Genomic DNA, 13,637 nt, shown 5'->3' with positions numbered 1-13,637 from the left:
AATGCCGGATGAAAAAGGAAAATTATATCGTTATACGATCACGATCAGAGATGCAAACAGAGATTTTAAGGACGTGCGATTTGATCCCCTTTATACAAGCTTCGAAGATTACAATATGGCCATTAATGTCATGAAGCCTACTTACAAAGAAAATGAGACCATCACGTTAATGGTTGAAAACTGGGGACCTAACCATATAACCTGCAGCATGGATTGGAAGATCTATAAGAAAAAGATCGATGAATGGGAAAAAGTTGCTCAGGAAGAAGAAAAAGGTCCATTCACTGATATTGGCCATGCAATCATCCCATCGGCATGGAATATGGATTACTTGGATGTAGACGATACTTCTGTCCTCTTAATACCCGGTAATCATGTCAGAATAGTTTTAGATAGGTTTTCGCTAAAAAAAGGACAGTATAAGCTAGTGGGCAAACTAGGATCTTCCGAGAATAGGTTTTTACTAGAGGATGAGTTTGAAGTTATTAAATGAGTTCTTAATATAGATAGCAGACAACGACCGAAATTATTCGGTCGTTTCTTATTTACATGTTGCATTATTTACTTACCCTTTGATCTAACTCTCAGGATAATAGATTGGATGGGTGAGTGGTGGTTCAATCTGACTTTTTGAACTTCACGTCTGAAAAAAGAGGGGCGACGTCTGAAAAAAGCGAGGTAACGTCTGAAAAATAGGGACCGACGTCTGAAAGAACATCTTCCGCAAGAGAGTTCAGCATGAGGCCCACGGGTATGTGCATATCATACTTCTTGAATCTCATGCTAAACATTTTGCCGTCGCAATTGAAGTATCAAGCTGCCGAATTTGTATACTCGACGGCTTTTTTCTATAAAGTGAACCAAGAATTTACAAGAAAAAAACATTAATAATTCACATAATAAAATATGATTAGAGATATAGGCATTACTGAAGCAAAATGAATCCTTTTATGTTTGTTAAGGAAGCTATGAATCTCAAAGGGTTTGGCATTCCTGCGAGGACTATTGTTTGAATTCACCATGCCATTTCATATGGATTGAAGGATTTTCCAACTATCTGTCGAAATTAGGAAAATGATAACACTTTTTGAATAATCTAAATTGAATGGAGTAGATCATGTGAAAGGCATCATTCTAGCTGGTGGAAGCGGAACAAGACTTTACCCGATAACTCGATCCATATCAAAGCAACTCATTCCAATCTATGACAAACCGATGATTTACTACCCCTTATCTGTCTTAATGCTGGCAGGTATTCGTGAAATCTTGATTATCTCAACACCAGAGGATACCCCAAGGTTCGAACAACTTCTAGGTGACGGAAGCGATCTTGGGATTACTTTAACCTACGAAGTTCAACACTCTCCAGATGGACTTGCCCAGGCGTTTATTATCGGAGAATCATTTATTGGTCAGGATTCGGTTGCTTTAGTATTAGGAGATAATATTTTCTATGGACATGGATTTACCAAAACATTGGAGCGTGCAGCCGGTCGGACTGAGGGGGCAACTGTCTTTGGTTATAACGTCAAAGATCCAGAGCGTTTTGGTGTAGTGGAGTTTGATGAAGCAGGACAAGCCATCTCCATCGTCGAAAAACCTCTTGTGCCAAAGTCTACCTATGCGGTTACAGGTCTCTATTTTTATGATAACGATGTGGTTGAAATTGCAAAATCAATCAAACCTTCTGCACGAGGGGAATTAGAAATCACCACAGTCAACGAGATCTATTTGCGACGTGGTAAATTGAGGGTCGAATTGTTGGGTCGGGGCTTTGCTTGGCTAGATACTGGGACACATGAATCATTATTGGAAGCATCCATTTTTATCGAAACAGTTGAAAAACGTCAAAGTTTAAAAGTCGCCTGCCTAGAAGAAATTGCCTATCGAAAGGGATATATTTCGAAAGAACAATTGCTAGAATTGGCACTACCATTAACAAAAAGTGAATATGGACACTATTTATTACGGTTAGCTAACCAAGTAGAACTGGAGAAAAAGCTAGAGGCGGTGGCAATGGGTGAATATTAATAAAACCAAACTGGACGGAGTGGTGGTCATTGAGCCAGCTGTTTTTGGTGATCACCGTGGGTGGTTTATGGAAACGTATAGCGATCAAACTCTTATACAAGCTGGACTTCCACATTCGTTTGTTCAAGATAATCATTCATTTTCTGCGTCAAAAGGTACATTACGTGGCCTACATTATCAATTGAATCAACAAGCACAAACGAAGCTCGTCAGATGTACCCGCGGCTCGATTTTTGATGTGGCTGTAGATATCAGAAAAGGCAGTCCAACATTTGGCGGTTGGGTTGGAATTGAGTTAAGTGCAGACAATAAAAAGCAATTATACGTGCCAAAAGGATTTGCTCATGGATTTATGACGTTAACGGATGATGTGGAGGTACAGTATAAAGTGGACGCTTTATATTCACCTGAACATGATCGCGGAATTAGTTGGAATGATCCTGAACTTGCGATTGAATGGCCGGTTGATCTAATACCGGTCCTTTCAGCAAAGGATGAACAAGCTCCCTTATTAAAAGAAGCAGAAAATGATTTTATATTTGGTGACAAGCAATGAGAGTGTTAGTTACCGGGTATAGTGGTCAACTTGGCTATGATGTGGTGAAAGAAGGAAAGTCGAGAAACTATGACATGTATGGAACGAGTTCAAGTGATTTAGATATAACCGACAAACAAAAGGTACATACATATGTAGAGACATTAAATCCAACTGTGATTATTCATTGTGCTGCTTATACCGCAGTGGACCAAGCTGAGGATGATCAAGAGATGTGTTATAACGTCAATGTCATTGGCACAAAAAATATTGCTCAAGTAGCGAAAAAAATCGGGGCTAAATTGGTTTATATCAGTACCGATTATGTGTTTGATGGTCAAGGAACAGAGCCTTTTACTGAAATGAGTGTCCCTCAACCTGTTGGGTATTACGGAAAAACAAAACTTGAGGGGGAGCAAGTACTTCAACTAATTCTTGATGCATGGTTTATTGTTCGTGTTTCTTGGGTGTTTGGAATAAATGGGCATAACTTTATTAAGACCATGCTGCGACTTTCGGAAACACATGACACAGTAAACGTTGTACATGATCAAATGGGTTCACCGACCTATACGGCAGACCTATCTCGTTTAATACTAGATATGATAGAAACGGAAAACTATGGTCTCTACCATGCGTCGAATGAGGGGGTCTGTAGTTGGTCTGAGTTTGCCGAGGAAATTTTTAAGCAAGCGGGTAAACAAGTAATCGTCAATTCCATTACAACAGAGGAGTATCCAACAAGAGCAATACGACCAAAAAATTCAAAAATGTCCAAACAAAAACTGAGAGAATGTGGATTTAACGTGTTACCATCCTGGCAAGACGCAGTTGGACGCTATTTGGCTGAATTAAAACAGGAGGTGGAAGTATGAAGAAACAGAAGGTGTTAGTGACTGGTGGAGCAGGTTTCATTGGAGGGAATTTCGTTCAATATATGGTGGAAAAGTATCCAGATTATGATATTTACAATTTAGATGTGTTGACCTATGCAGGTGATTTGACGAAACATCAAGATATAGAGGACCAACCTAATTATCATTTTATTCACGCAGATATTACGAATAATGGTACCATTCAATCTCTTTTTGAATCCGAAAAATTTGACTATGTGGTTCATTTTGCTGCAGAAAGTCACGTCGATCGCTCCATTACGAATCCAGAGATTTTTGTCGTGACCAATGTATTGGGTACGCAAGTTCTGTTAGATGCAGCGAAAGAATACAAAATTCAAAAATTTGTCCATGTCTCAACAGATGAAGTATATGGAGAATTGGATTTTGATCCGACCACTTTCTTCACGGAAGAAACTCCATTGCAACCGAATAGCCCATATAGTGCCAGTAAAGCTTCATCTGATTTACTCGTACGGGCATATCATGAAACTTTCCATCTTCCAGTGAACATTACGCGATGTTCAAATAATTATGGACCCTATCATTTCCCTGAAAAATTGATTCCTTTAACGATTTCAAGAGTTGTAAATGACCAAGCAGTACCAGTGTATGGGGATGGCAAGAATATTCGGGATTGGTTGCATGTTCACGATCATTGCACGGCCATTGACTTAGTTCTACATAAAGGGGTAAATGGGGAAGTATATAATGTCGGTGGTCATAATGAACGGACCAATTTAGACGTGGTGAAAACAATCATACGCACGCTAGGTAAATCGGAAGAATTAATCAAGTTTGTCGAAGATCGTCTAGGGCATGATAAACGCTATGCAATTGATCCATCTAAATTAGAGAAATTGGGATGGACCCCTATCTTTACATTTGAAACAGGAATTTTCCAAACAATCGGGTGGTACTTGGAAAATAAAGAATGGTGGGAACAAATTATTGATGGGTCCTATCAGACTTACTTTGACTTACAAGAAAAGTAGTAGATTTGTGCCAAATTATTCACAAAGACAGGGAACTTCCAGGTGAATCCACCTAGTGTTTCCTGTTTTTTCCTTTAATTTAGTTTACGCGCGATTAATTATTTATAGGACAAAATGATTAATTTTAGTGATTTTGAAAATAAAAAGAAAACTCAAATAATGGAATTGTAAAATAAAAACAATGAAAATAATACCAATTAAGAGGGAGTAAATATCCAGTAAAAATGAATATTAGCAAGAAAACTTGAAATAATAATTAGAAAATAATAACAATAGAACCAATTAAGAAAATATTTATACCTAGTTAAAATACATTAATTTACATAATTTTAAAATCAGTGTATTGAAAAAACTGTAGAAATATAAAGGATATAGACGAAAGCAATAGAATATAGCTCTATGTACACTACATATAGATTTTGGAGTGTGAGTAAAGTTGTGTTTCTCAAATTTATCCTTTTATTGAAGAATCAGCATGAATTTACACTAAATTAATACTGCAGTAATAGTAATGTGGTACGTTATTTACTGTTAGTTTAGGTGATTAATTTGTGCATATTTAAAAAGGGAAATTGAATAAAGGTGGGGGAAAATGAGCGTGTTATTAGCAGATGTTGATCAAAATGATGAGATACATGTTGGAGGAAGTATTAGCAAGAACAAGATTGTTTCTGCCACAGGGTTATCAAAATCCTTCGGTAATTTTGTTGCTGTAAAGAGTGTGGATTTTGAAATGTATGAAGGTGAGGTACTTGGTCTCCTTGGTCCGAATGGCGCAGGGAAAACCACATTAATTTCGATGCTCTCTGGGGTATTAAGACCTGATGGAGGGAAAGCCACAGTTGGTGGACACGATATCCTAAAAGATTTAAACAAAATCAAGAAAATGGTCAGTTTGGTCCCTCAAGATCTCGCACTCTATATGGAACTTACGGCCTATGATAACCTTGCTTTTTTTGCAAACTTGTATGGGTTAAGAGGGAAACTGAAAAAAGAACGAATTCATGAAGCACTAGAAATGGCCCAACTTCATAAATACGCTAACAAAAAAGTCGGATCGTTTTCAGGAGGGATGAAACGACGTCTGAATTTAGCAATTGGTATATTAAATCATCCAAAATTAATGCTCCTGGATGAGCCAACTGTTGGAGTCGATCCACAATCTCGTAATCATATTTTTGAAACGATCAAGAAGTTAGTTAGTGACTTTAATATGAGCGTAGTTTACACCACGCATTACATGGAGGAAGCAGAAACCCTTTGTGATCGAGTAGCCATATATGATCAAGGAACTGTGTTGGATATTGACGATACCTCTTCTTTATTGCAGAAACATGGACATAAACAACTGGAAATCAAGATGAAAGATGTTGATGAAAGTCTCATTGAAAAAATCAAGAATATGAAAAATGTGGATTCAGTTAATTACATAGATGAAACCTTGTATATTAATTCCAGTGAACTACTAGAAAGAACTGAAGAAGTGTTGCGTATCATACGTGAGAAAGGATTGGTTGTCAGTAAATTTAATGTGAGGGAATCAAATTTAGAAGATGTGTTTTTGAAGCTCACAGGGAAAAAATTACGGGATTAGAACGGAGAGAAAAAATTGAATATTTGGAACATGGCAGCTAAAGATTTACGTATTTTCTTACGGGATATACCGGGACTTGTTTATTTAATCTTAACTCCCGTCATCATTATCGCGATTGCTAGTTTTGCATTATCCGGAATGTTTACGGAAGGTGAAGTGGAACAGTTTTCCATTCCAATCGTGGTAGAAGATCAAGGTGAAGTTACAGATGAATTGCTCAGTGTATTGAAGGAAACACCAATCTTGAAATTAATCGATACGTATGAATCAGATGATGGCAAAGAATCCCTGATGACTCGGAAAGAAGCTCAACGTTTGGTCGTCGATAAGAAAGCAGCGATTATCATTCCGAAAGGTTTTTCTGAAAATGTGAAAAATGGTGAGAACGCTGAACTCATCGTCTTGACGGATCCAGTAGACCGAGTGATTCCTGGTGTAGTAACGGATGTATTGTCTCAATATACCTCAAAACTATCCATGGCAAACGTCGTGAATTCAGTTGGTGTTACAGCTGTACAAAGTATTGTAAGCAAAACGCAAGAGCTGAACGGTGTGACCATCGATCCGACGAACGAGATCGCAACCATTGGTGAGCAAAGTGAGCATTTCACTGCAAATCCACCCGTTCAAGTGAAAGTTGAAAAGATGGAAACTAGCGACAAAGCACGTGAAACCACGCCGTTTGAATCAAATGTTCCAGGTTATGCGGTCATGTTTGTCCTTTTAGGAACAACTGCTGCGGCAACTAGTTTACTAGAGGAACGTGAACGCGGGACATTGCGTAAACTGCAAACACTGCCCATTTCGAGACTGTCCATTTTAGGTGGAAAAATGCTTTCAAACTTTTTAACCGCGCTCTTCCAAATGTTTGTCCTCTTTTTAGTCGGACATTTCGCATTTGGCATGTGGGTAGGAAATTCAATCCTAGGTTTAATTACATTAATCGTAGCAACCGCTTTTGCTGCAACTGGACTAGCTATGTTGATTGCATCCGTTTGCAAGACGCGTGCCCAAGCTAGTGGTGTATCTCTACTAATTGTTTTATCCATGTCAGCACTTGGTGGTTCTTGGTGGCCGTTATATATCGTCCCTGAATGGCTTCAAACCGTTGCACACGTTACATTAACAGCTTGGTCCATGAGTGCATTTAATAATCTCTTAATCTATGGAGAAGGAATGGCATCCATTTTGCCTTCAATCAGTGTTCTATTCGGGATGGGCGTTGTCTTTCTATTCCTATCTGTCCGTATGTTCCGTTTTAACTGACTTCAAAAAGATGGGATTTGCATGAAAACAATCAACGCATCGAATGGAGGGATGTACTTAAATGAAATGGATTAAAGTTGAGATTCCTGTTCGGTATAAGGAATGTGATCCGATGGGGGTTGTCCATCATTCCAATTATTTTACTTGGTTTGAAATGGGGAGAATTCAACTTTCCAAAGAGGCGGGCATCGATTTTGGGAAAGCCCATAATCAACTCTATATGCCCGTCATCAACATCAATTGTAACTATAAGCAATCAGCAAAATTTGGAGAGACCGTCATTGTGGAGACGGCATTGATCAAACCTAGTAAAGCTTATCTTACGTTTGTTTACAACGTTTACAGAAAACATGGCAGAACGCTCTTAGCAAAAGGGAGTTCTGAACATGCCTTCACTCGAACGGATGGGACATTGATTTTAAGGCTGCCAGATCATATTAATGAAAAAATTGATACATTCTTTGGAGGCGACATATGAGTACAGCTTTTATATTTCCTGGACAAGGATCTCAACATGTAGGGATGGGAAAAGACTTCTATAACCAATACGAATTCATTTATGAAGAGTTATTCGAGGAAGCAAACGACATTCTGGGGGTCGATCTAAAAAATTTCTGTTTTTCTGGTCCAAATGATCAATTGACCGCAACTCAGATCGCTCAACCTGCAATTGTGACCTCCAGTATTGGGATGTATCGCTTATTGAAAAGCGAAGGGATTACACCAAATGTTGTGGCTGGTCATAGTGTCGGGCAATTCTCCGCATTGGTCGCTGCGGGTTCACTTACTTTTGCAGATGCTTTACAGATTGTTCATCAACGAGGGAAGTGTATGGCGGCAGTCAAGAAACTCGGAAATATGGTAGCGGTAGTGGGATCAAGAGAAGAACAATTAGAAGAGGTTCTTGAAAAAGCGTTTGATTTTGGAGTCGAGATGTCCGCTCATAACTCGCCCATACAAGTTGTTTTCTCGGGTGAACTCGAAAAGATTGCAAAGTTTAAACAATCCGTAGACGAAATTCCTGGTATCAAAACAAAACTATTGAATGTCAGCCAAGCGTTCCATTCAAGTTTAATGCAAGAAATGGAACAGGAATTCATGGACTATATCTATCAGTTTTCAGTAGAAGATGCAGCAATCCCCGTCATCTTGAATTGCAATGCGAAAGTAGCAACAAATAAAAATGAAATCCTTGAAGACATCCAACTACAATGTACACGACCAGTTTTATGGAGACAAACGATTGACTGTCTTTCCACTTTTGACACAACAGATATTTTTGAAGTAGGGCCGAGTAAAAACTTATCGGGTTTATTGAGAGCATTTGATTTACAAGACGTCGTAACGATCTCTACTGAATCTGTCATGTCTTATAAAAAGAACATGAAAAAGGTTAAGAAACTATCTTTGCAGGTATAAAGAGTTTCCCTATAAAAAGGGAGTTACATTTCAAAAAGAGGTGAAGTGATTGTATACAGGAGATGAAGTCGCGATTGTGACTGGTGCATCTAAAGGAATTGGAAAAGCCATTGCAATGGAATTGACACAACGAGGGGTCACTACGGTCCTGACGTATGTGAGCAGTAGCACTCAAATGGAAGAAACACTTTCAGAAATCAAGAACGCAGGCGGCAAAGCAATTGCCATGAAAGTCGATGTGTCAGACGAGAAAGAAATCAAAATGTTATTTAAAGAAGTGAAAAAACTCTATGGAAGACTGGATATTCTCGTCAATAACAGCGGGATTACTAAAGATGGTTTCCTTCCATTGATGAGCAGCGCTAAGTGGGATGATGTAATCAATGTCAATCTCCGCGGTACTTACTTGTGTACAAGAGAAGCCGTCAAGCAAATGATGATCCATAAAAAAGGAACCATCGTAAATGTGGCCTCTACTAGTGGGATTTCAGGTGCAAGGGGGCAAGCAAATTATTCTGCCTCAAAAGGTGGAATTATCGCATTTACAAAAAGTTTAGCTTTAGAAGCATCGCAGTACAATATTCGTGCAAATGTTGTAGCACCAGGGTTTATCGAAACAGATATGACTAAATCAATGGATCAGGCAACATTGGCTCAAATGATGGAATTAGTCCCCTTAAAACGGATGGGCAAGCCAGCAGAAGTCGCGAAATTAGTATCGTTCTTAAGTTCAAATGATTCTTCCTATATCACAGGAAAAGTCTTCACCATCGATGGTGGATTAATAAACGGATAATGAAAAGAGAGAGGGTAGTGAAAACATGCTTACATATTTAGAAACGAAAGAACTTGCACAAGAAAGAAGACAACTAACAGATCGATTGAAGGAAATTATTGTCGAAAGATTGGATTTGGAAATCGATCCGAAATTGATCACCGATGATCAACCTATATTCGGACGGGGCTTAGGATTGGACTCAATTGACGCACTTGAATTATTTGTTGTGATTGAAGATGAGTTTAATGTCACTGTTTATGATGACAATATTGAGGTATTTAGCTCGATCAACAAGTTAGCCGATTATATTGTTGAGAACACGGAGGAGTGATGGCGATGAAAGTGGTAATGGATGTAAATGAAATCAAGAAAACAATTCCACATCGATGGCCCTTTCTTTTATTAGATCGCATTGTTGAGCTCAAACCAGGCGTGACGGGCGTTGGGCTTAAAAACGTGACCATCAGTGAGCCTTTTTTTGAAGGACACTTTCCGAATGAGTCGATCATGCCAGGCGTTCTGATTGTAGAAGCAATGGCTCAACTTACAGCGGTCGTGTACTGTAAGGGAGCTTTGGAAGCAATGAAGGAATCGAATGAGGAAGTAGCAGCAACCGCAGAAACTGTCGCGGAAGACATTGATATTTCCTCGCGAGTTGGCTATCTCGTTTCAATAAAAGATATGAAGTTTATGAAGCCTGTCGTTCCTGGAGATCAGCTGCGACTACGAGCAGATATAGGGAAGAGCTATGGAATCCTATCAAAAGTAAAGGTTTCGGCTCATGTCAATCATGAGTGTGTAGCATCAGGAGTACTCGTAGTTTCACAACGTCCTGAGTAACAAAGAATTGATTGGGGTTATCCATTATGGAGCTAGGTAAAGTTAAAATTCGCAAGTGTTTGATAGAAGATGCAGGGCAAATTTCAAGTTTATTTAATAAGTTTGGATATGGCCCAGTGACAGCTGGATACCCAATAAAAGAAAGTGATATCCGTGGATTGTTTGCTCACACCGAGATTATTTTGTTCCTGTGCTTGGAGTATGAAGAGAAAATTATCGGGACGATGCTGTTTTCAAAGTACTGTGGACAAAAAGCGGCAGGCCCTGACTCCGTGTGGGGAAGTAAATTTTTGATTCACCCCCAATTTCGTAATGGACCTTTACCGGGGAAATTTTTTTCGGATTCTATTAAACAATTAACCGAATTGGGATATAAGTACATCGATGTTGATGTTGATCCAACAAATTCAGCTGCTTTACCGCTCTATAAGCGTGTCGGTTTCATTCGAAATAAGCAATCGTATATTGACTATGACGGCTATTTGGAATTACGGAGTTACCTTCCACTGATCATCAATTTCCTGAAAACTGGCTATAAGGTTGAAGAATTGGATGATTCTTTAGTTGAAAGCGGCTGGAGAAGTTTAGTCAGTGCAAAGGATATCCGTTCATTCGACAGCGATACGTTTGACATCAATGGCATGGAAACCTATCAATACGAAATGAAATTCGGAGATGACATCATCTCATGCTGGATGGATTTAATGACGGAAAAAGTCGCCATGATGGAGGATCCACGGTTTCGTTTTTGTAGCTATATCCTAGAGGGGCAGCAACTAAATGTGGGGCAAGAAGTAACTCTTCGATTTGAATATGAAAATCGACTGGATCGGAGAGTATTAGTAACCTTTAACACACACATGGGAAAGACATCACTTTCCTATAAAAATGGGAAGAAAAGACGATTACTAGACCCCGGTGAATCGATTAGCTGGGAAGAAAAGACGATAATTTCTTCTCAAATGGAAGATAGTAGTTCCTTACAAACCAGTATACGGTTTGGCGAATGTGCATTTACGTTCCATTACGGATTTAAGGCAACGATCCCAATTGAACTTTCATTAAACGAAATGACGTCCATTAATCGTGATAGACCTGCAACGATTGATTTGAAAATCAAGAACAATACGTCTGAGCCATTTCAGGGATATATACGTATGTTGCCAATTGACCGTTCCGTGATGAGATTGGATGATGCGGTTGAATTCAACCCAATTTCAATAGATGGACATGAAGGGATATTACTTCCACTTAAACTAACTTGTTCGCAACACGGCATTAGTAAAGCTGAGGTTTCTCTATATAACAGCAATCGAGAAAAAATAAGATCGACAGAAATAAAAATACCGGTATTAACGTCTCTTTCTACAATACGGTTTAGTAGTCATGATCACTCTTACTTGGAAAATCTTCGAATACGAGTGGAAATGAATCACAAAACTGGCGGCTTGCGTGTGATTGAGCGAACGACAGGAAAACAATTGGTGGAAGAAGCCTGGCCCGATTTAGGTTCCCCGTTTAGAGGAACGGTCAAGCGTATGACAAACCGAAAATTAATCGTAGTTGAACCAAGTGAAGTAAATGTGCTGATAGTGATAGAAATTAAAGATAACCAACTAAACGTAGTGCGAAAATGTTTGCTTGGCAGCGATGGGTTGGTAAAAATAGAAGACTTTGCACTTGGTGAAGGGAAACTCTTGAAAATCACTCCTTGGTGCACATTACAAGAAGCTGTAGTCACAATCCCGTTTAAGGCAGGTTCCGTTAAAGACACTTTTGTATATGAAGACTTCCCATTCCTTACAAATGATTTTGAATATATGCGTGATCAAGATTATCCTAGTGATCCGAATGCCTACTCGATGCCGTGGAGTTCATTTGAAAATAAAGAGCTGGCAGTCGGTTTAATTTGGGAAGGGGAAGAAGAATCGATTTTATATGGATTACGCTGGATGCCTTCCGTTGTTTTTAATCGCCTGTCGCAAGAAAGGACCATACAAACACCAACAGCAAACTCGTTGTTTGGACTGATCAATGTTGATGATTCACTCAAAAAACAGAGTTTGAAAATAGCAGAAAAGCTAACGACGACTATGACGCCAGATGCCACTCATTATTATACGGTTGGTTATGCTGGGGGAAATGAAGTTGAACGAGTATGGAAATCCTTGGGTGGCGTTAAAGAAATTAATCGGGACTACATAGGCAGAGCAACAATTCAGGTGAATAATCCTGACGTAGTAATGAACGGGGAATCACTTTCATTACTAGTTAACTTGGATACTCAACATGCTAGCGGCTTAACCGGACAATTGGAGATGAATATTCCGGATCTACACATTCATGAAATGAAAACAGTAGAAAAATTCACATCACAACATCCTGTTGTTCATTCTTTTCCAATTGAAATCGAGACAGATAAGAAGAGAATTGTTGGAACGATTACGTTTACAAATGAAGCAAAAGGGATTGTCATTTCTAAACACTTTCATTTTCACATTGTGGATCAACTTGCAAAAGTAAAGATCGAACGAACAGAAAAAAAGAACATCCCTGTCTATTCAGTTAATAATGGGTGTCTCGAGTTTGAGATTTCAGCTGATCTTCAAGCATCATTGACAAGTTTGAAATATGAATCCAAAAATCTCGTGAGTTCACATTTTCCTGCATTAAAGTCTTATGGTCAAAATACGTCGACACCTGCTGGAATCCATCCACACAAGCTAACACATGAGGTGAACATAGATAAAGGAATTGTTTTTCATCAAGGTGATCTCGATACATTTACTTGCAGTGAAATTAAAAGTACTGAAAAGCATGAGAAAGTTTGGCAAGGGGTTCGTTGCAGTACGTTGGATTATACCATCGATTACTTGACTCTACCAAACACGCCGCTAGTAAAAATAGATGTAACTTTTTCAGACAATCATCAAATCTCTAAAATTGAAAACTTTGCCTTGCACGCTTTTTGGAATAAATTCGGCAAAGAACGCCAGCTGTATTACTGGAATTCTTTAGGGGAGAAAACACTTAAAGAATCAAAAACAAGACGCAACTTCCATTCAAATGAGTCAAAAGCAGTTTTGGATTTAGGCAATAACTTCTATATATCTATTTGGGGAAATGAACAAGATTTGCAATTTGTCATGTCTGAATGGCCAGACAAAGGCTTTCAATTATCTTTTTTACAACGACTGAAAAAGAGTGAAATGAAGAATCGTCAATTTTCGATTTATGTGGCTGTTAGCCGTACGTTAAATGAGGCGTTGAAGTACATCAACTAGAA

13 protein-coding genes are annotated in these 13,637 nt (G+C 38.8%); all 13 read left to right on the top strand.

What is annotated here, in order from left to right; translation table 11 throughout:
* The first annotated feature begins 1 nt into the window (after position 1).
* The 13 genes from GY23_RS05810 to GY23_RS05750 all read left to right on the top strand — a co-directional run bounded on the left by GY23_RS05810 (position 2) and on the right by GY23_RS05750 (position 13,635).
* Positions 2–493 carry an immunoglobulin-like domain-containing protein gene (locus tag GY23_RS05810; protein WP_161487573.1) on the top strand — a complete coding sequence of 164 codons (492 nt, stop codon included), beginning with the start codon at positions 2–4 and terminating at the stop codon, positions 491–493.
* A 626-nt stretch (positions 494–1,119) separates the two neighbouring features.
* Positions 1,120–2,031: a glucose-1-phosphate thymidylyltransferase RfbA gene (gene rfbA, locus GY23_RS05805; RefSeq protein ID WP_075618285.1), complete on the top strand. Its 912-nt coding sequence runs from the start codon at positions 1,120–1,122 to the stop codon at positions 2,029–2,031.
* The gene (gene rfbC / locus GY23_RS05800) at positions 2,021–2,587 is read left to right on the top strand and encodes a dTDP-4-dehydrorhamnose 3,5-epimerase (protein ID WP_075618284.1); all 567 of its coding nucleotides are present in this window, start codon (positions 2,021–2,023) and stop codon (positions 2,585–2,587) included. Before rfbA ends, rfbC begins: the two co-directional genes overlap by 11 nt.
* Entirely contained in the window at positions 2,584–3,441 is an 858-nt protein-coding gene (rfbD, locus tag GY23_RS05795) for a dTDP-4-dehydrorhamnose reductase (protein WP_075618283.1), read from the top strand. Before rfbC ends, rfbD begins: the two co-directional genes overlap by 4 nt.
* Positions 3,438–4,454, top strand: coding sequence for a dTDP-glucose 4,6-dehydratase (rfbB, locus tag GY23_RS05790; RefSeq protein ID WP_075618282.1), 1,017 nt, complete (start codon positions 3,438–3,440; stop codon positions 4,452–4,454). Before rfbD ends, rfbB begins: the two co-directional genes overlap by 4 nt.
* Positions 4,455–5,046: 592 nt before the next feature.
* On the top strand, positions 5,047–6,048 hold the full coding sequence (locus GY23_RS05785) for an ABC transporter ATP-binding protein (RefSeq protein ID WP_084544035.1): 1,002 nt from the start codon (positions 5,047–5,049) through the stop codon (positions 6,046–6,048).
* A gap of 15 nt (positions 6,049–6,063) precedes the next feature.
* Positions 6,064–7,314 (top strand): ABC transporter permease, encoded by a 1,251-nt coding sequence (locus GY23_RS05780; protein ID WP_139311081.1) that lies wholly within the window; start codon positions 6,064–6,066, stop codon positions 7,312–7,314.
* Positions 7,315–7,375: 61 nt separating this feature from the next.
* Positions 7,376–7,792, top strand: a complete 417-nt coding sequence (locus GY23_RS05775; protein ID WP_075618281.1) for an acyl-CoA thioesterase — start codon at positions 7,376–7,378, stop codon at positions 7,790–7,792.
* Positions 7,789–8,733: an ACP S-malonyltransferase gene (fabD, locus tag GY23_RS05770; RefSeq protein WP_075618280.1), complete on the top strand. Its 945-nt coding sequence runs from the start codon at positions 7,789–7,791 to the stop codon at positions 8,731–8,733. The genes GY23_RS05775 and fabD overlap by 4 nt, the downstream gene beginning before the upstream one ends.
* Before the next feature lie 49 nt (positions 8,734–8,782).
* Positions 8,783–9,529 (top strand): 3-oxoacyl-[acyl-carrier-protein] reductase, encoded by a 747-nt coding sequence (gene fabG, locus GY23_RS05765; protein ID WP_075618279.1) that lies wholly within the window; start codon positions 8,783–8,785, stop codon positions 9,527–9,529.
* Positions 9,530–9,554: 25 nt separating this feature from the next.
* Entirely contained in the window at positions 9,555–9,842 is a 288-nt protein-coding gene (locus GY23_RS05760; protein WP_075618278.1) for a phosphopantetheine-binding protein, read from the top strand.
* Between the two features lie 5 nt (positions 9,843–9,847).
* A complete protein-coding gene (fabZ, locus tag GY23_RS05755; RefSeq protein WP_075618925.1) occupies positions 9,848–10,351 on the top strand; it encodes a 3-hydroxyacyl-ACP dehydratase FabZ in 504 nt (167 codons plus the stop codon).
* Between the two features lie 26 nt (positions 10,352–10,377).
* Positions 10,378–13,635: a GNAT family N-acetyltransferase gene (locus tag GY23_RS05750; RefSeq protein ID WP_075618277.1), complete on the top strand. Its 3,258-nt coding sequence runs from the start codon at positions 10,378–10,380 to the stop codon at positions 13,633–13,635.
* Positions 13,636–13,637: the final 2 nt, after the last annotated feature.

It is taken from the genome of Paenisporosarcina indica (assembly GCF_001939075.1).
Taxonomy (GTDB): domain Bacteria; phylum Bacillota; class Bacilli; order Bacillales_A; family Planococcaceae; genus Paenisporosarcina; species Paenisporosarcina indica.
The sequence above is the reverse complement of the archived record's forward strand: the minus strand, read 5'-3'. Positions and strand labels throughout refer to the sequence as shown.